Genomic DNA, 21,769 nt, shown 5'->3' with positions numbered 1-21,769 from the left:
TATTCTTCACTAATTCGTTACTTAACCAATAGAGAACTTTAGTTAAAATAACAGTTCGCTATTTCTTACATATTCATCTCACTATTTGCGAACAAGAACCCTTTATGTACAGCAACTCTACTTTACCTTTTTTATCCTATCATAAAATAAAAAAAAGAAAAATAAAAAGCCAAACATAAATTTTAATTTCATTATGTATATCTTCATTTAGATTGGACATAAATAAATATAACAACATCACCTTCGATGTTGTTGCCAACCGCGGAGAAGACTTACGTTTCCCCATAAGTTCTTCCTCCGGTTTCTCCTCTCCCTTTGCCTTCTTACTAGTACATACTAGTATAAGAAGGGCCCTGCTTTGCAGGGTTTTTTTCTTTGTCCACTTTTCATTTAAAAAGTGAGATGGTACAGTAAAAGAAAGAGGAGGAATAAATATGATTCAACGCTTTATAGAACTCGGAGAAGGTTACTCTGATATATATGAATTACTTGAGATTGCTAAAGCAAATCAAGAACGCATCACACATATGTTACAATTTGAAACGATAAAAAACGATAAAAAAGTGTGCTCACTTGCTGTAATATTAAAACCGACAACTACTGGTGATTTCCAGCCATTATACATATGTCGCGAAGGCATTCCTGTACTTGAAAATAAAAAAAGTAAACGTGTCGTTTTATTTGAAGAAACAGCAGATCAACTCGGAAAAAAAGTTACTACCTTTACCGTAAAGCCGTCAACCACTTTCCCTGAAAAAGAACTGTTTTTCAATCACCTCATTGGTATTTTACGAATGAACAATTTCATTCCTCCAATGAAATAACACATTATTCAACCAAAAAAATCCCCCGTTAAATTTAGCGGGGGATTTTTTACTTAACTATAATCGTATTCTTTTGCCCGATCAGGACGTGAATTTTCAAATTCCGTTTTTAAAAACGGGCGGTACGACTGTTCTATCTTTTTCACAAAAGGAAGCTTGTTCAATTTATGCATCATATGCTCAATTTGTTCCATATCACAATATACAACTGCATACTTTAATCGTTTTGATATGTAATGTATGTTACCATATTTCCTTAAAATCTTGGCATGTTTCAATGAATGTAAATAAACAATCATACTTTGTCGTTGCCCGAACATAATCTTCTCCATCTTCTCCTTTTAAAAACTTATATTTTTATATTTTATGAAAACCAATCAGAAATTTATGACATTATAGGACAAACTCTGTATACGTTTTCTTCCATCTTCTAAAAAACGGGGTAAGTTACCCCGTTTTTTTACAACCGCAACCGCCGCCAGTACCACAACCTCCACCACAGCCACCAGCATCGAAAAATGGATTTCCTGTTGGAACTTTAATGGAAGAAGATACTTCCGAACCGATTGCTACACTAACTTCATCTAATAACTTTTGCAAAGCGTTTTCTACTTGTTTAAAGGCCGCAATCTTATCATGCAAGTCTATAGAACGCTTTAATTCCCTCATTTTCGTCGATACATAAGTATAGTCAGGATGGTATTTACCAAAACGCTGCACTTCCTCATATCGTTCTTTCATCGCTGTAAATTGCTGAATTAACGTCTGAACTTCCATATCTTCATGCAATTCTTTATAACACTTACGATAATCTTCTGCTATATCTGAACAGATGATCGCTTTTGCAAGCTGCTCTGCCTTATCTAATATTAATACGCTTTCCAGCGTCGCTACAATCATGAGAGACACCTCCGAGTATTCATCATAACACATTTAGAGTAGAACTACTAATGGAAGTACCTAACTTAAAAGACAGATATAATCGTAACTCTTTTTCACACAATCTTCATACAAACTTATGCATTAATATGTTCTGCTATATTATATTTCAGAACATCCCATTTCCCAATATTTTCTTTCACATAACTAATACATGCGTTTTTTAATGGCGTTTTAAACGAAACTTCATCTGGTGCTATTGCATGTAAAATTGCTTTTATCGCATGTGAATGGGCAACAATGATAATACGTTTACCAGTATGGGTTGCTGCAACATCTTTCAAAGCTGCAAAGCAACGAGCTACAATTTCCTCATCTTGCTCCATACCTTCTACTTTACCCTCTGCAATTAACCCCCTTACATCCGCAACCGGCTTGCCTGAAGCCTCTCCAAAATTCCGTTCAACAAATCGCTCATCTAATAAAATCGAATGTAATCCAGCAGCCTCTGCGATTTCCTTAGCCGTTTCTTGTGCTCTAATTAACGGGCTACTTATAATTATATCCCATGATTCTGCTTGCAAAGCAGCTGCACTTTGACTCGCTTGCTTCTTTCCAACTTCATTTAGTGGAATATCTTCACGCCCCTGAATAATCTCTTGAAAATTCCAATCAGTTTGTCCATGTCGTACTAAACAAATTTCCGTCATGCTGCAACTCCTTTTTAAATAATCCGTTTCTATTGTAACAAAAGTTCTGCATGACGGACATAGTTTTCCCTTCCAATTATGTCGCATTTTGCTGCTTCATATACTGAAACATATCAATCATAATCGAAGCAACTGCCAATTGATTTTGAAATTTTTCCACTTTATCTGGTATCGTTTTTTTGAAATGTTGCATTGCCGCTAGTTCAAAAGCCTCTTTTTCTTCAGGGTTTCGCGCTAATTTTCTATACCAGTATGGCTGCTCGCGAATATAGCGAGATAAATCCTCATCCGCCTTTATAAACTCCATAAGTTCTGCTCTCATCCTCTTTCCCCCTAATCCTTCTGAAAGAAAAACGGATTATTTTCTGAAGTACTGTGTTCTTGCTGCGTGCGTTTTCCTTGAAATTGTTGAATAACTTGTTGCACGCTACCAATAGCACTCGTAACATTAGCTAAATGATGTTGCATTTGTTCTACATCTAACTTTTTAAAGAAAGAAAGCATTTGTCCCATCACATCAGCAGTTTTTTCCTCTTCAGTTCGATTATCTTTTTCTTTTTCCTTTTTATTTTCTTTTACTGAAGAAAAAGCAGGTGCTCCATCAGGTCTATAAGTCGCCCATATTGGATCTTCTTCACCAAGTAAGTACCATTCCTCATAAAATTGTTGCCAAGTTTTTTGCCCACTTCTAACCTCATGAACCATTTTAGGGTGATGATTTACAAATTCTTTAAACTGTTGAATCGATGGATGTAACGGCCCTTTTGTTGTTGGCATACTCCTCACCTCTTCATATATATCTACTATATTGTAAGAAAAAAAAGGCGCATGGTTCGCCTATTTTTAGACGATTCATGCACCTTTTTATCCCACTTGTTCACAAATGAGAGAATAATTAGCTATAAATACCCGATTAGTAAGAGCTAATGACTTGCAGTAAGATGTACATCCTACAGCTTAAAACTCCACTTTATTTTCGAATAAAGTTTTGCGTATAAAATTTATCATATACCCCAACACCTAATCCAGTAAATTGTTCATTTAATATATTTTTTCTATGGCCCTCACTATTTAACCAACCTTGCACCGCCGCAATTCCATCACTATGTTGTGCCGCTATGTTCTCACCAGCAAGTTGAAACCCTACTTGTCCACGTTGCAAACGATCTCCTAACGTACCTAATGTAGGTGAATCGTGTGAAAAGTAATTATTGTCTTTCATATCTTTACTGTGCCCAATAGCAACATCTGCTGTTGGTTGATCCCACGTTAACAATGGTAGTTCATGACGACTTCGAATAATGTTTGTTAAATCAAAAATTTGTTGCATATTTCCATTCTCTACTTGTTTCATTTTTTCTGGTGTCAATGGTTGTTCTGCTATTAATTCACCTGAATAAACAAGCTGATACGGTCTTTGACGTAATAAGGTTTCATCATCCATATAACGAACACCAACAAGCTCATGAGTAAAATGATCAAAATATAATTGTGCCCATCCACCTTCTACAGGTATTAATGGTTGTTCCATTACTTCAGTATCCGATAACTCAAATTGATAACTATTCTTTCCTCTTTTTAATGAAATCTCATGCGATAGTGGATTCTTTTTGTATACATCTTCATATTTTTCATTTATATAATAAGGTGGTACCTTAACTTGTTCACCAGCAACATACGCTGTTACAACTTTGCGTTCAGCAACTCCAAATTGAACATACTGAGCTAAATCCTGATTGTACACCCACCATTCATATCCGTAAGCAGATGGCTCTATTCGAGATGGTTCTCCCCACTTTGCTAATAAAATTTCAGAGTCCCCACCAATCATATTTAACACAGTGTCTGAGGAGTCCTCATTAACTTGCTTTTTCTTTTTCACAATTTTATTTTCTTGCTTTGATTGAGATGGGGTTAATATATATTGTGACACGAGTAATTTCCCGTATAAATCAATAGCTAAAATTAAAAATGTAATCATTACGATACGCAATATTTTTTTCAAACGATATACCTCCTGCACAAAACATAAAATTGAGATATACACAAATCCTTTTCTTTCCTTTTTTGTGTGTACCGTACTCTTTTCACTATATCATATTTTCGCAAAAAAAGTCTGGATTATCCCTTTTCTCTCAATATGAATTGCACTTTCTTATTATTCATACTATTATAAAAATAATGATGTAACATTAAAAAAGGAGGTATTATATGCAATTTACAAATACAAAATTTAATGGGGCCGTCGTTGATTTAACACTTTTAACTGAAATTATGGAAAAGAACCATTTTGTACTTGCTGGACAGTGGGATTATGAACGGGTTACATACGATTATAAATTTGAAATTTTAAAGGATGTTTATTATTTACGGGTGCAAGGTTTTGCTGCTGAAGGTGACATCGGTAGCAGGCACGCTGAAGTAAAACTACTCCCTCCCTTACTAGGAAAACATTATTATCCTCACGGCGTTGAATATGGTGATGATGAGACTTTCCCAACGAATGTACTCCAAAAATGCGAACAACTCCTACAAAATGTCGAAAAAGAGTTAAAGGAATTTCAAATTATCGAGTAACCAAAAACGAGCGCATCAATATGATGCGCTCGTTTTTTATTTCGCTATTTATCGGGCAATAAACGCCCGATTGGTGAAGGCTAATAATTAGCGGGGGATGTCCCCCCACTGATTAAAGTTTCACTTTATTTCGTCTGCAAATAAGGTGGTAATTGTTGCAACTGCTCTTTATCCTTTTCACGCTCTCTACGTGCCCATCTAAAGAATACATAGCCGATAATTGTACCGTATACTATTTCCTGGACAATTTTCATAATGATACCACCTGTTTGTTGGTCTTGCACTATCGGCATCCAATGTAAAAATTCTGGTCCAGTAATATTTAAATCTGATAAAGTACCAGCCGGCACACAAAGCTCCATCGCCTTCATCCAAGCAGCCGGATCTGTATATGTTGCAAATAATGGAGCAGTCGCAAAAATGATTAACGCACAAGCTGGCGTTAATAAAATACCATTAGCAAACATGTAACCAAGTTTCTTTATATCACTTAATGTTTGATATTCCGGCAGCGGATTTAACATCGGCCACCACATCATCATTGCTGCAAAAAACAAAATAGCAAGGCAAATAGGATGTGCAATTTGATTTTGTTTTACAGTATCGAATACAACTGGCAAATGATACAAGGAAAATAAACCATTAAATACCAACAAAGCAATCAGTGGTTTTGCAAAGATTTTCAACATAACTTGAATAAACTTAAAAGAAGTAACATAACGATACAACCAAACTGGTATACCAAGTAGTAATAAAGGTGGTACTGCAATATACATAATCGCCATTTCAAACATATGTGCACTAAATACAATATGTCCTATTAAATCGATCGGCCCCCCCTTTACAAAATACAAAAGAGCAATTCCAACCGTAAAATAAAAAATCTGTTTTTTACTCACTTTAGTCGCATTTTCAAATCGTTCTCTATACGGTCCAATAATTAAAAAGTACCCTATTAAAATAGAGATCATAAACAACATAAATATAGGACTCCATAAAGCTTGAAAACCGAATATCCATAAGTTACCCATTTTCCACACCTACCTTCTAAAAACTGTTTTCTCTTTTCACTTAACGTGAAGAGGGGACTGTGATAGCACAAGTCCCCGGTTTTTCACTTTTTAAATCCACACAATTGTCATGAAAGCTAATATTGTAATTAGACCTATTAACAAGCCCGAATAGAGAAAGAAACTCGCCGCCTCATGTCCTTTATGGCTCATATGCATAAAATAATACAATTGAAAAATTACTTGCACCACTGCTAATAGTAAAATAAACGGAACAGAGAACATCGGACTAAAAGTTTTTGGATATGCCACTGCTACAAATGCAACTAATGTTAGGAATATCATTAGTGCAAACGTAATAACTTGGTGCTTCATTTCCTCTGCACTTTTTCTTTTCCGATAAACAAGATCAACCTTAGGATTATTCGTTTGCTTAATTGCCATTGTTTATCCCACCATTCCCATCAAATATACTACAGTGAAAATAAACACCCAAACTACGTCAATAAAGTGCCAATAAATTGATGCAACATAAAACTTTGGTGCATTGTATAAATTTAAGCCCCGCTTCGCATTTCTAAAGATTAATGTCAATATCCAACACAATCCAAACAATACGTGGAGTCCATGTGTACCAACAAGAGCATAAAATGCAGAACCAAATGCACTGCTTCTCATAGTATGCTTAAATTCATGTGTATAATGATAAAACTCATATATTTCAAATCCCAAAAATCCTAAGCCAAGCAACACTGTTATAAGTAGCCACAGTTTCATTTTCTTAAAGTTGAAATTTTTCATATGATACATTGCATACACACTCGTCAAACTACTTGTTAACAAAAGCATCGTCATGATGAAAACAAGCGGCATTTGAAACATCTCTTGAGATGTCGGCCCACCATTTGTAGAATTCTTTAACGCTAGATATGTGCCAAACAAGGAAGCGAACAACACTGTTTCGCCTCCAAGAAATAACCAAAAACCAACAAACTTATTTTTCCCCTCAAGGGTTGCTTTTTCAGGCTCTGCTGGAAATGTTTCATTCGTTAATTTTTCATCTACATGCATTATGCCTTGCCCCCCTTATCTTCTAAGTCTTCCTTATGAATATGATATCCATGATCATCTTTTACTGAGCGAAGGAACATTGTACCGAATGTAATGATTAAACCTATAATTGCTACTAATAACCAAAATTTATCTTTGCCACCTTGCATATACATCGCACCAAAAGCGGCTATAAATAGACCTAGAGAAATAACAAACGGTGAAAATGAAGCATTCGGCATATGAATATCACCAACTGGTTCCGCAGCTGTCATCTCTTTATTACCTTCGCGTTTTTCAATCCAAAATGGATCTAACCCACGAACAAATGGTAATTGTTTGAAATTATATTCCGGTGTAGGTGCCGGCATTGTCCACTCCAATGTACGTGCATCCCATGGATCACGTCCAGCCTTCTCTTTTGACACTGTCGTTTTAATTACATTGAATAAAAGAACAATCGTTCCAAGGGCCATAAACACAGCTCCAATAGAACTTATCATATTCCCCATTTCCAATCCTTGCCCCTCTAAATATGTGTAGTAACGACGAGGCATACCGATTAAACCAAGGAAATGTTGGATAAAGAACGTTAAATGGAAACCGATAAAGAATAACCAAAACGTTATCTTTCCTAACGTTTCATTTAATACTTTATTAAACATAAGCGGCCAATAATAATGCGCACCTGCAAGTAAACCAAATACAACACCGCCGACAATTACATAATGGAAGTGTGCTACTACGAAATAATTATCATGGAACTGATAATCAGCTGGTGCAGACGCAAGCATAACGCCGGTAACTCCACCCATTACGAATGATGGAATAAAAGCTACTGCCCACATCATAGGTGTTGTGAATCGAATACTTCCGCCCCACATTGTAAAGAGCCAGTTAAATATTTTAATACCTGTCGGAACTGCAATCGCCATTGTTGCAACTGAGAAGATAGCATTTGCAACAGGACCAAGACCGACGGTGAACATATGATGCGCCCATACCATAAAGCCTAAAAATCCAATTAATACAGTCGCGAACACCATCGATGAATAACCAAATAATCGTTTCTTCGAAAATGTAGCGAAGATTTCTGAGAATATTCCGAAAGCTGGGAGTATAAGAATGTATACTTCTGGATGACCGAAGATCCAGAATAAATGCTCCCATATAATTGTGTTCCCACCTAATGCTGGATTAAAGAAACTTGTGCCAAACAAACGATCTAACATTAGAAGCCCTAACCCTACAGTTAACGGTGGAAATGCAAATAATATAAGTGAAGATGTTACAAATGTTGTCCATGTAAACATCGGCATGCGCATATATGTCATTCCTGGTGCACGCATATTAATGATCGTAACAAGGAAGTTAATACCTCCAATCAATGTACCAATACCTGATATCTGCAAACCAAGTACATAAAAATCAACACCATGTCCTTTAGAGGCTAAAGCTAAAGATGCATAAGATGTCCAACCTGCATCTGGTGCTCCACCTAAAAACCAACTTAAATTTAAAAATACTCCACCAAAGAAAAATAACCAAAATCCAAGTGAATTCAAAAACGGGAACGCTACATCACGCGCACCAATTTGAAGCGGTACGGCGGCGTTCATAAATGCAAACACGAGTGGCATAGCTGCGAGGAAAATCATTGTTGTACCGTGCATCGTTAATACTTGATTATAAGCATCCCCAACAAGAAAGGCATTGTTAGGAATCGCTAATTGAAGGCGAATAAATAATGCTTCTAGTCCGCCTACTATAAAAAACAATCCACCTGCAATTAAATAGAGAATGGCAATCTTTTTATGGTCTACTGTCGTTAAATAATCCCATATGACAGCACCCATCCCCTGTTTTTTTGCTACAGAACTCACGTCTTCAACCTCCCCTTCGCGAATAATCCCTCTTTACTTTTCAACTTTTAACGTTTGTAAATATGCATTTAATGCATCAATTTGATCATCCGTTAAGTTGCCATATTTACCAGTCATTTTATTTCCTGGCTTCATATTTTCAGGATCTTTAAGCCATTTTTTCAAATTTTCTTCATTGTTTTCGGCAATACCGGCAACCATATCGCGATCAGCAAAGTTCGCTAAGTTTGGTGCGATACGAGCGGAAGGTGGTCTACTATCATTAGATCCAACTGCATGACAACCAATACAACTTTTATTAAATATTTCTTGGCCCTCTTGTGCTTTTGTTGAAGCTACTTCTTTTTTCCCATCAATCTTTTTCATATCAGCAAGCCATTTTTTGTACTCGCTTTCATCTAAAGCTTTCACTTTAAATTGCATTAAAGAATGTGATGGGCCGCAAAATTCTGTACAAAAACCATTATAAGTGCCTGATTTATCTGCCTTTAACCACATTTTGTTCACATTATCTGTGTTGGTATCCATTTTCCCAGCTAAAGATGGAACCCAAAATGAATGTTTAATATCGGCACCCTTCAAATTCAAATACACTTTCTTACCTGTGGGGATGACTAAATCTTGAGAAGTTACTATTTTTTCTGATTTGTAAGAAAATTCCCACCAATAAAGATTCGCTGTTACATCAACAACGATAGTATCTTTATCAATATTCTTTTTCTCCATCGCACTTACATCAGCAAGTTTGAATGTATATGTAACCGTCGGAACAGCTAAGATTAATAAAAGTATAATCGGAATAACTGTCCATATAATTTCTAGTTTGTGGTTCCCTTCAACTTGCTCTGGAATATAATCTTCCTGACCTTTCTTTTGTCGGAAACGCACAATTACATATAAGAAAATAATAGTAACTACTAATACTACTCCTACCATGATTGCACTCGCTAGTAAGAGTAGATCATATTGCATTTTTGCTACTTCCCCTTGCGGAATTAAAGTAGATTGAAAGGCTTTACCGCATCCCCCTAGCAGTAAAGCCAGCAGTGAAACGAACGAAAGCAGTCGCCACTGTTTCTTCATACAAACAACCCCCACTTTCTTTGTGAATTAGATTGTACTTTATAGTTAAGTAAAGTAAATCTCAACGTAAAGAAATCCAATTATGTCGTTGTCTTAGAAGAATGTAACTACAATCATTGACACAAATAAGATTGTCAAGTAATTCAGGGAGTAAACAAACATTTTTACGGACCATTTGATGTCATCTTGCTTACGGTAGCCATAAAACCCTAATGCGATCCATCCGATGTTAAGCAATGTTGCAATTACCATGAATGTTACTCCAAGCCCACTCATATAAAATGGTAGTGGTAATAAGCATACTGTCCAAATCATAATCTGACGTTTCGTAATATCAAATCCCTGTACAACAGGAAGCATTGGGATTCCTGCATTTCGATATTCATCAACACGTTTCATCGCTAACGCAAGGAAATGTGGGATTTGCCAAATAAACATAATTAAAAATAACATCCAAGCAATTGGATGACCTAAAGACGGATCAATTGCCGCCCATCCAATTAAAGGTGGAACTGCTCCTGATATACTACCTACAACAGTATTTAACGTATATTTTCTCTTCGTCCATAATGTATATAAGACTACATATGTGAAGGCACCAATAAATGCAATTAACACCGCCATTGGTGTCGTAAGTAATAAAAATGCAAAGCCGAGAAGTAAAATTACAAGTCCAAATGCAAGTGCAAAACCAGGTTTATATTTACCTGTTACCGTTGGACGGTTTTTTGTTCTTTCCATTAATGGATCGATATCTCGGTCAATGTAGTTATTTAAACAACATACCCCTGCCATAATTAATGCCGAACCAACGATTGTGAAAAACAGCTTATCTAGATGGTCCATAACACTCAATCCATTAAAATGTAAAGCCAACCAAAATCCTGTAAATACAGTAAGTGTATTTGAGTTTACAATCCCCATTTTAACGAGCGCTGATAAATCTTGTAACCGAGTTGTTTCCGGTACACTTGAAACAGCTGACTCATCATGCAGCTCACTTGTTGCATGGTTCATCACTTTAACCCCCTCTTAAACCTATCATCTTTCTAAGCGAAATATTTCGCTTCTATATAGCAATATTATTACAGTAGAAATATTGTTAAACCATTCTACTACTAATCTACGCCCATACTCCAATATATTAAATCATATTTCCCGAACAATTTGTGAAGAAAACATGAACTTTTTGTGTCGAATAATAAAAAACTTTATTCTAACCTATCCTTATCATAACATGATGTTATCTTCTATAATAAACTATTTTGTCATATTTAGCATGTATTCTCCCCATTTCTTTTCAAAATAGCCTCATTTTTACCTAAAATATGTATTTAAAATCCCATTTTTTTCTTTATACTACACACTTTACTCTTTCCCTTCATTTCTTTGCTATTTTATTATTTTTTATATATCATAGGACTGTAGTACCTTTTATTCTATACATAATGGAATGAAAATATTTCGCAATAACTTCATAGCAGAAAGATGGTGAAAGAGATTGCAACGCTTTATTAAATGGTTAGCAGTCATTACAAGTCTCGATTTATTAATGGTTTTACTAGGAGGCGCTTTAGTTACAAAAACAGGTTCAGGACAAGGTTGCGGTAAATCATGGCCACTTTGTAACGGTGAACTTATTCCATCTAATTTATCAATGGAAACTATTATTGAACTAAGTCACCGCTTAACATCGGGATCAGCAGGAATCCTGGTTACTCTTCTTTGTATCTTGTCCTGGAAATATTATAAACATGTGCGCGAAACAAAAACGTTAGCAATTTTATCCTTCGTGTTTTTAGTTGCCCAAGCACTAATGGGAGCAGCAGCAGTTGTTTGGGGACAAATACCAGCTGTACTTGCTATCCATTTCGGTATTTCCTTAATTTCATTCGCTTCTGTCATTTTGTTAACGTGTCTTATCTTTGAAATTGATCAGAAATTTGATGCACGTTCACTTATTATGGACAAAAAAATGAAATTTCATATTTATGGTGTAACAATTTACTGCTATATTGTTGTCTATACAGGGGCTTTAGTACGTCACGAACGAGCTAGCTTAGCCTGTCCAGACTTTCCCTTATGTAGCAAAAATAGACCTATGCCAACTCAACTACATGAATGGGTTCAAATGGGACATAGATTTGCAGCGATGTTGATTTTCGCTTGGATACTATACGCGATGATTATCGCTATTCGCCATTACAAACAGCAACGTGTAGTATACTGGGGATGGATCATTTCATTTATCCTTGTTACACTTCAAGCCGTAGTGGGAGTTTTAGTCGTATTTACAAATGCTAGCTTATCAATGGCATTATTACATTCACTCTTCATTTCTTGCTTGTTTGCTGTACTATGCTATTTAGTTATGTTAGGTACAAGAAGTACCTTCAATGCAAGAGAAGCTGGAACAACTTCTAAACAAAACAAAATAAAGTAAAACTTTAATACCTTGCCAATTCGGCAAGGTATTATTTGTAATGAAAAAAGAGCTGTTCTCTCACAGCTCTTTTTCTTTATTTTAATGATCTAATTCAATGAGTAAGTCACCCGTTTGAATTGCATCACCATCATTTACATATACTTTCTTCACTTTACCATTGAATGGTGCTTGAACTGTCGTTTCCATTTTCATCGCTTCCGTAATTGCCATAGAATCGCCTTTTTTCACTTCATCGCCTTCTTTTACAACTACTTTAATAACCGTTCCTGGCATCGTTGCGTTAATATGGTTTGGGTTTTCACGGTTTCCTTTCATACGTTGGGCAACTGTTGCTTTCACACTTTCGTCTTTCACAACAATTTCACGTGGCTGACCGTTGAATTCCAAGTAAAGAACACGATTTCCATCCGGCTGAGGTTCTCCAATTGATACTAGTTTAACCATCAATGTCTTACCTTGTTCAATTTCCACATCAATCTCTTCGCCAAGTCTCATACCATAGAAGAATGTCGGTGTATCAAGCACAGATACATTTCCATAAAGCTCAGCAACTTTTTCATAGTCCATAAATACTTTTGGATACAAGGCATACGCAACTACATCAAAAATCGTTACTTCGCGTCCAAGTTTATGGAATAACTCTTCTTTTAATGCGTCAAAATCTACTGGCTCTAGTAATTCTCCTGGTCTTACTGTTAACGGCTCTTTCCCTTTTAAAATAATCTTTTGTAATTCTTTCGGGAAACCACCGTACGGTTGACCTAAATCACCAGAGAACATTTCAACAACAGATCCTGGGAAGTCCATAGAATGCCCACGCTCTAAAACATCTTGCTCTGTTAAATGATTTTGAACCATAAATAATGCCATATCACCGACAACTTTAGATGATGGCGTTACTTTAACAATATCACCAAACATGTCATTCACACGACGGTACATTACTTTTACTTCATCGAAGCGATCTCCTAAACCAACAGCTTTCGCTTGTTGCTGAAGATTACTATACTGCCCGCCCGGCATTTCGTGCATATATACCTCTGTGTGAGGTGCATTCATACCACTTTCAAACGATGCATAGTATTTACGTACATCTTCCCAGTAATGAGATAATTTTTCTAATGAATCTATATTAACATCTGGTTGTCTTTCGTTTCCGCCTAATGCATAGTATAGTGTGTTCGCACTTGGTTGCGACGTTTGACCCGCCATAGAGCTCACTGCTACATCGACAATGTCAACTCCTGCTTCAATTGCCTTCGTATACGTTAATATACCATTTCCACTCGTATCGTGTGTGTGCAGGTGAATCGGAATCGATACCGTCTCTTTTAATGCAGAAACTAGATCATATGCTGCGTTTGGTTTTAATAAGCCCGCCATATCTTTAATACCTAAAATGTGAGCTCCTGATGCTTCTAACTCTTTTGCTAAGTTTTTATAGTAATTTAAATCATATTTACTACGTAACGGATCATGAATATCTCCTGTGTAGCACATTGTAGCTTCTGCAATTTTGCCAGTATCTCGTACTGCATCAATCGCAACTCTCATACCTTCAACCCAGTTTAAGCTATCAAAAATACGGAACACATCAATTCCAGCTTGAGCAGAACATTCCACAAATTTTTGAATTAAATTATCTGGATAGTTTTTATAACCTACTGCGTTTGAAGAACGAAGTAACATTTGGAATAAAACATTCGGCATTTTTTCACGAAGATCTAGTAATCGTTCCCATGGATCTTCCTTTAAGAAGCGATACGCAACATCAAACGTTGCACCGCCCCACATTTCAGCTGAGAATAGGTTTGGTAACATTCTCGCTGTTGGCTCTGCAATTTGATGTAAATCTTTTGTACGAATACGAGTTGCAAGTAATGACTGATGTCCATCACGGAATGTTGTATCCGTTAAAAGTACACGTTTTTGATCTTGTACCCACTTTACTAATCCATCCGCTCCACGCTCGTCCAAAATTTGTTTCGTTCCATTTTGGATTGGCTCTGAGTGTTTTATGCTTGGTATGCGAGCATCAGGGAAAATTGGCTTCTCTTTTTTCCCTACTCCTGGGAAACCGTTTACTGTTACTGAACCAATATAATTTAACATTTTCGTTCCACGGTCTTTACGTTTCGGGAACAAGAATAGTTCAGGTGACACATCAATAAACGAAGTATCATATTCTCCTGATAAGAAGTTTTTATGTTTTACTACATTCTCTAGGAATGGAATATTTGTTTTAATACCACGAATACGGAATTCTTTTAAGTTACGTTCCATTTTTGCAGCAGCTTGTTCAAAAGTAAGCGCCCAAGTTGTAACTTTTACAAGTAAAGAATCATAGTAAGGTGTAATAACTGCACCTTGGAAGCTATTACCTGTATCAAGACGCACACCAAAACCACCGCCTGATCGGTACGCCATTATTTTTCCTGTATCCGGCATGAAATTATTTAGTGGATCCTCAGTCGTTACACGAGATTGGATTGCAAATCCATGTACAACCACTTCTTCTTGCTTAGGTACACCTACTATATTACTATGTAATGCATGTCCATCAGCTATTAAAATTTGTGATTGAACGATATCCACTCCTGTAATCATCTCTGTAATCGTATGTTCTACTTGAACACGTGGATTTACTTCAATGAAATAGAACTCATTATCTTTTACAAGGAATTCTACTGTTCCTGCGTTTAAATAATTCACATTCTTTGTCAATTTAACAGCAGCTTCACAAATACGCTCACGCAAATCGTTTGAAAGAGACACACTCGGTGCAATTTCGACAACTTTTTGGTGACGACGTTGTACAGAACAGTCACGCTCATATAAATGAACAACATTGCCCTCTTCATCTGCTAAAATTTGTACTTCTATATGTTTAGGTTTTTCAACGAATTTCTCAACGTACACTTCATCATTACCAAAGGCTGCTTTAGCCTCTGATTTCGCTCGATTATACGATTCTCTTAATTCTTCACTCGTACGCACAATACGCATACCTCGACCGCCACCACCAAGGGACGCCTTAATAATAATCGGGTAATCATACTTTTCAGCAAATTCTTCAACTTCTTCTATTGAATCTACCGGGCCATCACTACCAGGAATAACCGGAATTTGTGCTAGCTGCGCTTGTGTTCTTGCTTTCACTTTATCTCCAAACATATCCAAATGCTTACTTTTTGGACCAATAAAGATAATCCCTTCTTCTTCACAACGTTTCGCAAATTGAATATTTTCTGACAAGAAACCATATCCAGGGTGGATTGCATCTACATGATTACCTTTCGCAATCTCAATAATGCCCTCAATATCTAGATAAGCATCAATTGGCTTTTTCCCTTCCCCAACTAAATAGGACTCATCGGCTTTATAACGATGATAAGAACCGCTATCCTCTTTAGAATAGATTGCAACTGTTTTTAATCCAAGTTCCGAACAAGCTCGAAACACACGAATTGCAATCTCTCCACGGTTAGCTACCAATACTTTTTGAATACGTTGCAGCTTTGTCATGATTTTCCCCCTCTACTTTCCTACCACTCTAGAGATAAAATATGTACACGCCCTAAAGAGCGTGAAGTTCTTCACTTTCCACATTATATTATACTTAGAAAGCTTCACTTTATTTTTATCCATCATACCTTATTTTTTAACAAATGATAAGTTTTCTGATCAATTTGTTTCACAAAAATAGTATAGCATACCTCTTACTTTGCTAACAACTTAATTGTATATCACATTTAATTAAATGTGATATATTTTTTATTATTAACACTAATTAATGCATCATATTTAATATTTCTAAAAAATAAAAAACACATCGCACTCTAGAGCACAATGTGTTTTTTTATTTTACAACTACAAGACGTGGTCCATCTTGTTCTCTTTCTTTCATTACCTCATTCTGTTGTTTCTGTTGTTTCTCTTGTCGTTTTACATGACTAGCAATATTCAATAATATCCCCATCGCAAGTAAGTTAGCTAACAGAGAACTACCACCGTAACTAACAAACGGTAAAGGCACCCCTGTAAGCGGTATTAACCCAGACATACCACCGACATTAATAAAGGTTTGAACTCCAAACAAACTTGCAATTCCAATTGCAATTAAACTTCCAAATGGATCTTTACATTTTTGTGCAATTCTAAACGCCCGAATAATAATAAGTAATAAACAGATTAAAATGATAGCTACACCTATAAAGCCTAGTTCTTCAGATATAATCGCCATAATAAAATCTGTTTGTGGTTCTGGTAAGTATCCATACTTTTGCACACTGTTCCCTAACCCTCGACCGTTTAATCCTCCTGATGCAATTCCAATAAAAGAATTTATTAATTGGAATCCATCTTTTTGAGGGTCATTAAACGGATCAAGAAAAACTGAAAAACGTGCCTTTTGATACGGATCTAATGCATACTTACCAAGAAAATATAATGCCGGAACCCATACTATAGAAGTTAAAACAATTCGTTTAATCCATAAGTTAACTTGTACTCCCGAACAAAGAAACATAATTCCTACTGTTCCTGCAATTAGCAAATCAGTACCTAAATCATTTTGCTTTAATATTAAAAACATGATTATAGCAACACCAATAAGTACCGGGCCTGATCCTTTAAAAACAGGTGTATTCGTTTCTTGTTTTTTTGCAAAAAAATGAGCTAACACGAGGATAACAGTTATCTTCACAAATTCCGCAGGCTGTATTCCAAATACCCATCCGTTTGCACCGTTCACTGACTTAGTGAAAAAGGCTGCTGCGGCTAATAAGGCAACACTAGCACCGTAGCTCCCCAACAAAAAAATTCGTTTTCTCCAAACTTTATATGGGATAATAGAAATAATGATTAATACCATTGTCCCAGCAATTAAAGTAATTAATTGTCTTTTAAAAAAGAAATTTGCTGGTTTATCAAACCTTGAAATCGCAACAATGGAACTTGAACTATATACCATTATAACTCCCAACACACATAAGATAACAAGAGGAAGTAATAATGAATAATCCATCGATTTCCATACTTTTTTCATTTCATTTCCTCTCTCTGTTTCAATTTAATTATTGTTTTATTCCATATGTACATAGATTCTTCCTGCTTTATTATACAAATAAAAAGCTCAAACTAATTTAGTTTGAGCCCCCTTATTTGAACCCGTTATTGTTGTTTGTTTGTAAATGCTTCATGAAGTGCAGATAACTCACGTTCGAGCTCACCTAACATTGCTTTCCCTTGTTCTTCTGCAATAAGACCAAGGCGAACTGCAAAATCGACCTCGCGGGATAGTCCAAACATCTGCGTGTCTAACACTTCTTCATATAATGGACATTGCGGCATTGTAAGATGGTCCATTTGCACCTTAATAAGTCTTAAAATCTTCTCTGCATCCGCTCGTAGAAGGGCTAGTGCCTTTTCCTGATGATTTGATACTGTCTCAGACGCCAAATTGATTCCCTCCGTTTCCGTCCTACTCTCTCCTATCTATTAATATTAGCGATAGTTTTAATAAATTGCAATAGAAACATTTTTTGTGACAACAGTGTCTAATACTATTATACTGAAAAGTGGGAGTATAACACAAATGGGGGAACAACAATGAGCGAAATTTTATTTATTAATGGGAAAGTTCGTTTTCCAATCACTATCGATCCAACTGTTTGGATTTTTGATGACCGAAAAGTAGATTTAACAACTTTCTTTGATGAAACTAGAGAAGAACCGTCAGAAATGGAGACTTATTTAAAACACACCTCAGAACATTGGGATCGCGAAATTCGTGATGGGGCTGCTTTTCCACCAATACAGCAAAGTGTTAAGAAATATAAAAAAGAGCAATTGATTACTGGAACATTTGGTATACCATTTCATCCTTTCCTTACTAACGCTGAAATTCTAGAAGACGCTATGCAAGTTGAAATTGAAACAGTAGATACTACCATTACACTTCCATTAGAAACCGTCGAAAAAGCTATTCTTGGCTTTTCAAAAGAAGGAAAACCATTAAAAGAGGATGGACCCGTTCATTTATATTTTAATGATGGGTCTAATAGACAAAATCCAATCCGTAACATCCGTAAATTTACCATCATTTAAACTGTATCATTAAAAGGTAAAAAAGGAGTGAGCTTAAGCTCACTCCTTTTTATAATAAATCCGCTGCTAGTTGAGCTAAATTAGAACGCTCTCCTTTAACAAACTTTACATGACCACTGATACGCTGTTCTTTAAACTTCTCTACAACATATGTTAAACCATTATTATATTCATCTAAATAAGGGTGATCGATTTGCTGGGGATCTCCCATTAATACGATCTTACTTTTCTCTCCTACTCGCGTTAATATCGTCTTCACTTCATGCTTCGTTAAATTTTGTGCCTCATCAATAATAATGAATTGGTCTGGAATACTTCTGCCGCGTATATAAGTAAGTGCTTCTACTTCAATCGAACCCATTCCAGCTAAAATAGCATCTAATTCCCCTGGCTTTTTCGTATTAAATAAATACTCTAGATTATCAAAAATCGGCTGCATCCATGGTCTTAACTTTTCTTCTTTTTCTCCTGGTAAATAACCGATATCTTTTCCGACTGGAACAATTGGTCTTGCAACAAGTAATTTTTTATATAATCCTAAATCTTCCGTTTGCATTAATCCCGAAGCTAATGCAAGTAACGTTTTTCCTGTACCAGCTTTCCCTGTTAACGTTACAAGCGGAATATCTTCGCGAAGTAACAATTCTAATCCCATTATTTGCTGCACGTTTCGTGGTCGTATCCCCCACACTTGCTCATTATGAAAAATAAGCTTCTTCACCTTCTTACCTAAGTGATCCACAATTCCAAGTGCAGAACTAGAACCCCCTAGTGCATCTTTCATTACTACAAACTGATTTGGATAAAAAGGATGATTTGCAATTTCAGATAAAGGTAATTCACCTTTTTCATAAAAATAATCCAATTGTTCTTTTGATATATATCCTTCTAAAAATCCTGAGTATATATTATCTACCTCAATTACGCGATCACTTAAATAATCTTCAGCCTTCAATCCAATTGCATCAGCTTTTACCCTTACGAGCACATCTTTACTTACTAAAATAACAGACTTCCCGTCCTCTTTTTCTTGTTCTTCTAAAGATAGATTTTTTGCTACTGCTAAAATTCGATTATCATTTGTTTTTTCTACAAAAATATCTTGTAGTTGAACAAATGAACGATGATTTAATTCAATACGAAATGTACCGCCGTTTTCTAGCGGAATGCTTTCATGCAGCTTTCCTATTTCACGAAATTTATCTATTAACTTAGATACATAACGAGCGTTTCTTCCTACTTCGTCCATATAACGTTTCTTCGAATCAACCTCTTCTAATACAACTGCTGGAATCACTACTTCATTGGTTTCAAATGAAAAAATAGATAAAGGATCCTGCAAAAGTACATTCGTATCTAACACATAAATTTTATCCAACCTGTTACCCCCTGACTCCACTTTTAAATTTGTAGAACAAGGGTTTCATCCATATAATATGGACGAACCATTGTTATAATTATATGTACCGTATAAACGAGGTAGAATCGAAAATTATAGCAATTAAACCTTTTCTTTATTTTTTATTCATTTCTATTCAATATATTACTTTTAATTTTAAATATTAACGTTAAATCACAATAACTGATTCCCAAAGTTAATGAACGATTCCCTTATTCATCTCATTTATAACTCTTTCATCCCTACCAACACTTGGTTATCCAGTTTTTTTGCTGCCCGAAGATCGTATGTTTTTTCATATGTTGGTTCAATTGCAAGTTTTGCTCCATAAAACATAACATCACGTACTTCTTGCACATTTACTTCTATTACAGTTAATTTTAGAGGAATGCCTTCCATTTTATCTGTCAAAATTTCACCTGCACCACTTATGGAAAATACGGATCCATTCGCCATTATAGTCAATACCACTCCAGTACTATGCCGTATATTTTCCACAATACGTGAACGTTGATCTACTGCAAATCGAATACTAGTTTCACTCACTGCATACACCCAAGAAATAGCACTTACGTTAGGAACTTGTTTTTCGAAATCTGTTGTTGCTACCATAACAATACATTCTTTACGTAATGTTTGTACTAAATCATCTGTTAATGTAGGCTCTACTACATTCGCCATATTTCCACCTCCAAATATACTTAATATATCCTTATCATAACTTATTTTTCGAATTGCGAAAATATTATTTTTTCCTGCTATTATTCAAAAACATTACACTTCCATGATATACTTATACTGATAGAATTCGTATTGAGGTGACGAAATGAGAGTCAAATGTATGATTTGTGATAAAAAAGATATGTTAGATGATGAAAATCCTATGGCAAAAAAACTGCGTAATCGCCCTATTCATACATATATGTGCATGGAATGTTCAGAACGAATTGCAGAGCGTACGATGGAACGTCATGCAAGTGGTAATTTCCGACTATATCGTGATAAAAAAGTAGAAGACGATTGGTAAAATATAAATAAGTCCTTAATCATATCGATAAGGACTTATTTATATTTTTCGGGTTCCCGATTCATCTGATCCAAGAAACAATCAATAGCTTCTAACGGAAATCTTGCAGATTTTCTTTCCCCATCAATTTCATATGTAATTAAGTACATTTCCTCATTCTTTTTAACTTCCACATTCTTCAATTTATGTTCTTCATATATCATATTTTGAAATAACAAATACGTTTCTTCTGCAGCACGATCATCTGGACGTGCTTCCGCAACTGTTTTAATTGTTAACCAATTATATAGCGCATCTTGTACTGAACGCATGAACTCTCTCTCCCTTCTTATCCTACTTTTTGTTGTTTCACTTGGCGTAAACGTAGCCTATAAATCCCAAGTACAATTGCCGCCACAACAAGCCCCTCGCCAACAGGTAAAAAAACTGCAAAGAAAGTTAAAACCGTACATCCGATCGCTAATGATATATATATCACTATATTTTTTATTATCGATAATTTTCTTGCGAACCCCAAATTATACACAAGTGCACTTAATATAATCATGATGCCATACAATAACCACATCCCTAGTTCTGGATTTTCGTCAACTTTACACAATTTCGCAAAAAACGACATTCTTTCTAACACTATTTATCCCCCCTTCTCATAAAAAACAAAACTTATGTCTGTACTTAATACAAGAGTAACCCGCGAAAAAATTACTGTCCACAAAAAAAGAGTAAATTTTCTAAAAAATGCACACAAAAAGAACAGCTACCTTAATCAAAGG

At 35.6% G+C, this 21,769-nt stretch carries 24 protein-coding genes; 5 read left to right on the top strand and 19 right to left on the bottom strand.

The window, feature by feature from the left end; translation table 11 throughout:
- The first annotated feature begins 434 nt into the window (after nt 1-434).
- Nucleotides 435-824, top strand: coding sequence for a DUF7147 family protein (locus COI75_RS12845; RefSeq protein WP_000616003.1), 390 nt, complete (start codon nt 435-437; stop codon nt 822-824).
- 53 nt (nt 825-877) lie between these two features.
- Here the strand turns inward: COI75_RS12845 and COI75_RS12840 are convergent, their stop codons facing one another.
- From COI75_RS12840 to COI75_RS12815, 6 genes are all read right to left on the bottom strand, one after another.
- The gene (locus COI75_RS12840) at nt 878-1,144 is read right to left on the bottom strand and encodes a YlbG family protein (RefSeq protein WP_002093356.1); all 267 of its coding nucleotides are present in this window, start codon (nt 1,142-1,144) and stop codon (nt 878-880) included.
- 127 nt (nt 1,145-1,271) lie between these two features.
- The gene (locus COI75_RS12835; RefSeq protein ID WP_000634356.1) at nt 1,272-1,724 is read right to left on the bottom strand and encodes a YlbF family regulator; all 453 of its coding nucleotides are present in this window, start codon (nt 1,722-1,724) and stop codon (nt 1,272-1,274) included.
- Nucleotides 1,725-1,840: 116 nt separating this feature from the next.
- Nucleotides 1,841-2,413 carry a histidine phosphatase family protein gene (locus COI75_RS12830; RefSeq protein WP_000134942.1) on the bottom strand — a complete coding sequence of 191 codons (573 nt, stop codon included), beginning with the start codon at nt 2,411-2,413 and terminating at the stop codon, nt 1,841-1,843.
- Between the two features lie 76 nt (nt 2,414-2,489).
- Nucleotides 2,490-2,735 (bottom strand): YlbE-like family protein, encoded by a 246-nt coding sequence (locus COI75_RS12825; protein WP_001200997.1) that lies wholly within the window; start codon nt 2,733-2,735, stop codon nt 2,490-2,492.
- 11 nt (nt 2,736-2,746) lie between these two features.
- The gene (locus COI75_RS12820; protein ID WP_001143325.1) at nt 2,747-3,190 is read right to left on the bottom strand and encodes a YlbD family protein; all 444 of its coding nucleotides are present in this window, start codon (nt 3,188-3,190) and stop codon (nt 2,747-2,749) included.
- 193 nt (nt 3,191-3,383) lie between these two features.
- Entirely contained in the window at nt 3,384-4,418 is a 1,035-nt protein-coding gene (locus tag COI75_RS12815) for a CAP domain-containing protein (protein ID WP_000722769.1), read from the bottom strand.
- A 206-nt stretch (nt 4,419-4,624) separates the two neighbouring features.
- Here COI75_RS12815 and COI75_RS12810 point away from each other — a divergent pair, with 206 nt between their 5' ends.
- Entirely contained in the window at nt 4,625-4,990 is a 366-nt protein-coding gene (locus COI75_RS12810; RefSeq protein ID WP_001160936.1) for a YugN family protein, read from the top strand.
- 125 nt (nt 4,991-5,115) lie between these two features.
- On the opposite strand, the gene ctaG is transcribed toward COI75_RS12810, so the two are convergent.
- The 6 genes from ctaG to cyoE all read right to left on the bottom strand — a co-directional run bounded on the left by ctaG (nt 5,116) and on the right by cyoE (nt 11,033).
- A complete protein-coding gene (gene ctaG, locus COI75_RS12805; RefSeq protein ID WP_000527645.1) occupies nt 5,116-6,021 on the bottom strand; it encodes a cytochrome c oxidase assembly factor CtaG in 906 nt (301 codons plus the stop codon).
- 90 nt (nt 6,022-6,111) lie between these two features.
- Nucleotides 6,112-6,444: a cytochrome c oxidase subunit IVB gene (ctaF, locus tag COI75_RS12800; RefSeq protein ID WP_000985702.1), complete on the bottom strand. Its 333-nt coding sequence runs from the start codon at nt 6,442-6,444 to the stop codon at nt 6,112-6,114.
- Nucleotides 6,445-6,447: 3 nt separating this feature from the next.
- A complete protein-coding gene (gene ctaE / locus COI75_RS12795) occupies nt 6,448-7,071 on the bottom strand; it encodes a cytochrome c oxidase subunit III (RefSeq protein WP_000557857.1) in 624 nt (207 codons plus the stop codon).
- Nucleotides 7,071-8,906: a cytochrome c oxidase subunit I gene (gene ctaD, locus COI75_RS12790; RefSeq protein WP_170958491.1), complete on the bottom strand. Its 1,836-nt coding sequence runs from the start codon at nt 8,904-8,906 to the stop codon at nt 7,071-7,073. Before ctaD ends, ctaE begins: the two co-directional genes overlap by 1 nt.
- A gap of 60 nt (nt 8,907-8,966) precedes the next feature.
- Nucleotides 8,967-10,016 carry a cytochrome c oxidase subunit II gene (coxB, locus tag COI75_RS12785; RefSeq protein ID WP_000745268.1) on the bottom strand — a complete coding sequence of 350 codons (1,050 nt, stop codon included), beginning with the start codon at nt 10,014-10,016 and terminating at the stop codon, nt 8,967-8,969.
- Between the two features lie 93 nt (nt 10,017-10,109).
- Nucleotides 10,110-11,033, bottom strand: coding sequence for a heme o synthase (gene cyoE / locus COI75_RS12780; protein WP_001015050.1), 924 nt, complete (start codon nt 11,031-11,033; stop codon nt 10,110-10,112).
- Nucleotides 11,034-11,517: 484 nt separating this feature from the next.
- On the opposite strand from cyoE, the gene ctaA reads away from it, so the two are divergent.
- Nucleotides 11,518-12,459 (top strand): heme A synthase, encoded by a 942-nt coding sequence (gene ctaA, locus COI75_RS12775; protein WP_001188750.1) that lies wholly within the window; start codon nt 11,518-11,520, stop codon nt 12,457-12,459.
- Nucleotides 12,460-12,540: 81 nt separating this feature from the next.
- On the opposite strand, the gene pyc is transcribed toward ctaA, so the two are convergent.
- The 3 genes from pyc to COI75_RS12755 all read right to left on the bottom strand — a co-directional run bounded on the left by pyc (nt 12,541) and on the right by COI75_RS12755 (nt 17,922).
- Nucleotides 12,541-15,987: a pyruvate carboxylase gene (gene pyc / locus COI75_RS12770; protein ID WP_000164044.1), complete on the bottom strand. Its 3,447-nt coding sequence runs from the start codon at nt 15,985-15,987 to the stop codon at nt 12,541-12,543.
- 334 nt (nt 15,988-16,321) lie between these two features.
- Nucleotides 16,322-17,509 carry an FtsW/RodA/SpoVE family cell cycle protein gene (locus COI75_RS12760; RefSeq protein WP_000758400.1) on the bottom strand — a complete coding sequence of 396 codons (1,188 nt, stop codon included), beginning with the start codon at nt 17,507-17,509 and terminating at the stop codon, nt 16,322-16,324.
- A 125-nt stretch (nt 17,510-17,634) separates the two neighbouring features.
- Nucleotides 17,635-17,922 carry a YlaN family protein gene (locus tag COI75_RS12755; protein WP_000135699.1) on the bottom strand — a complete coding sequence of 96 codons (288 nt, stop codon included), beginning with the start codon at nt 17,920-17,922 and terminating at the stop codon, nt 17,635-17,637.
- A 150-nt stretch (nt 17,923-18,072) separates the two neighbouring features.
- On the opposite strand from COI75_RS12755, the gene COI75_RS12750 reads away from it, so the two are divergent.
- Nucleotides 18,073-18,570 (top strand): hypothetical protein, encoded by a 498-nt coding sequence (locus tag COI75_RS12750; RefSeq protein ID WP_001289783.1) that lies wholly within the window; start codon nt 18,073-18,075, stop codon nt 18,568-18,570.
- Nucleotides 18,571-18,619: 49 nt separating this feature from the next.
- Here COI75_RS12750 and COI75_RS12745 read toward each other — a convergent pair whose 3' ends face one another.
- Nucleotides 18,620-19,948 carry a PhoH family protein gene (locus COI75_RS12745; protein WP_000358079.1) on the bottom strand — a complete coding sequence of 443 codons (1,329 nt, stop codon included), beginning with the start codon at nt 19,946-19,948 and terminating at the stop codon, nt 18,620-18,622.
- A 246-nt stretch (nt 19,949-20,194) separates the two neighbouring features.
- Nucleotides 20,195-20,650, bottom strand: a complete 456-nt coding sequence (locus tag COI75_RS12740; protein WP_000024586.1) for a pyridoxamine 5'-phosphate oxidase family protein — start codon at nt 20,648-20,650, stop codon at nt 20,195-20,197.
- A gap of 145 nt (nt 20,651-20,795) precedes the next feature.
- Between COI75_RS12740 and COI75_RS12735 the strand changes: the two genes are divergently transcribed.
- Nucleotides 20,796-20,996, top strand: a complete 201-nt coding sequence (locus COI75_RS12735) for a YlaI family protein (RefSeq protein WP_001995040.1) — start codon at nt 20,796-20,798, stop codon at nt 20,994-20,996.
- A gap of 35 nt (nt 20,997-21,031) precedes the next feature.
- Here COI75_RS12735 and COI75_RS12730 read toward each other — a convergent pair whose 3' ends face one another.
- A complete protein-coding gene (locus tag COI75_RS12730) occupies nt 21,032-21,307 on the bottom strand; it encodes a hypothetical protein (protein WP_001258130.1) in 276 nt (91 codons plus the stop codon).
- Nucleotides 21,308-21,324: 17 nt separating this feature from the next.
- The gene (locus tag COI75_RS12725; RefSeq protein WP_000893659.1) at nt 21,325-21,627 is read right to left on the bottom strand and encodes a YlaH-like family protein; all 303 of its coding nucleotides are present in this window, start codon (nt 21,625-21,627) and stop codon (nt 21,325-21,327) included.
- Between the last annotated feature and the right edge of the window lie 142 nt (nt 21,628-21,769).

The sequence above is a fragment of the Bacillus cereus genome (assembly GCF_002564555.1).
Taxonomy (GTDB): Bacteria; Bacillota; Bacilli; order Bacillales; family Bacillaceae_G; genus Bacillus_A; species Bacillus_A cereus_K.
This window is presented reverse-complemented; position numbering and strand designations above follow the sequence as displayed.

Coding starts and splice junctions, on each gene's coding strand:
- ctaF (WP_000985702.1), bottom strand. CDS start 6,444: ATGGCAATTAAGCAAACGAATAATCCTAAGGTTGATCTTGTTTATCGG.
- ctaE (WP_000557857.1), bottom strand. CDS start 7,071: ATGCATGTAGATGAAAAATTAACGAATGAAACATTTCCAGCAGAGCCT.
- COI75_RS12835 (WP_000634356.1), bottom strand. CDS start 1,724: ATGATTGTAGCGACGCTGGAAAGCGTATTAATATTAGATAAGGCAGAG.
- COI75_RS12740 (WP_000024586.1), bottom strand. CDS start 20,650: ATGGCGAATGTAGTAGAGCCTACATTAACAGATGATTTAGTACAAACA.
- pyc (WP_000164044.1), bottom strand. CDS start 15,987: ATGACAAAGCTGCAACGTATTCAAAAAGTATTGGTAGCTAACCGTGGA.
- cyoE (WP_001015050.1), bottom strand. CDS start 11,033: ATGAACCATGCAACAAGTGAGCTGCATGATGAGTCAGCTGTTTCAAGT.
- COI75_RS12820 (WP_001143325.1), bottom strand. CDS start 3,190: ATGCCAACAACAAAAGGGCCGTTACATCCATCGATTCAACAGTTTAAA.
- coxB (WP_000745268.1), bottom strand. CDS start 10,016: ATGAAGAAACAGTGGCGACTGCTTTCGTTCGTTTCACTGCTGGCTTTA.
- COI75_RS12840 (WP_002093356.1), bottom strand. CDS start 1,144: ATGTTCGGGCAACGACAAAGTATGATTGTTTATTTACATTCATTGAAA.
- COI75_RS12810 (WP_001160936.1), top strand. CDS start 4,625: ATGCAATTTACAAATACAAAATTTAATGGGGCCGTCGTTGATTTAACA.
- ctaG (WP_000527645.1), bottom strand. CDS start 6,021: ATGGGTAACTTATGGATATTCGGTTTTCAAGCTTTATGGAGTCCTATA.
- COI75_RS12730 (WP_001258130.1), bottom strand. CDS start 21,307: ATGCGTTCAGTACAAGATGCGCTATATAATTGGTTAACAATTAAAACA.
- COI75_RS12825 (WP_001200997.1), bottom strand. CDS start 2,735: ATGAGAGCAGAACTTATGGAGTTTATAAAGGCGGATGAGGATTTATCT.
- COI75_RS12735 (WP_001995040.1), top strand. CDS start 20,796: ATGAGAGTCAAATGTATGATTTGTGATAAAAAAGATATGTTAGATGAT.
- COI75_RS12845 (WP_000616003.1), top strand. CDS start 435: ATGATTCAACGCTTTATAGAACTCGGAGAAGGTTACTCTGATATATAT.
- COI75_RS12760 (WP_000758400.1), bottom strand. CDS start 17,509: ATGAAAAAAGTATGGAAATCGATGGATTATTCATTATTACTTCCTCTT.
- COI75_RS12750 (WP_001289783.1), top strand. CDS start 18,073: ATGAGCGAAATTTTATTTATTAATGGGAAAGTTCGTTTTCCAATCACT.
- COI75_RS12830 (WP_000134942.1), bottom strand. CDS start 2,413: ATGACGGAAATTTGTTTAGTACGACATGGACAAACTGATTGGAATTTT.
- ctaD (WP_170958491.1), bottom strand. CDS start 8,906: ATGGGTGCTGTCATATGGGATTATTTAACGACAGTAGACCATAAAAAG.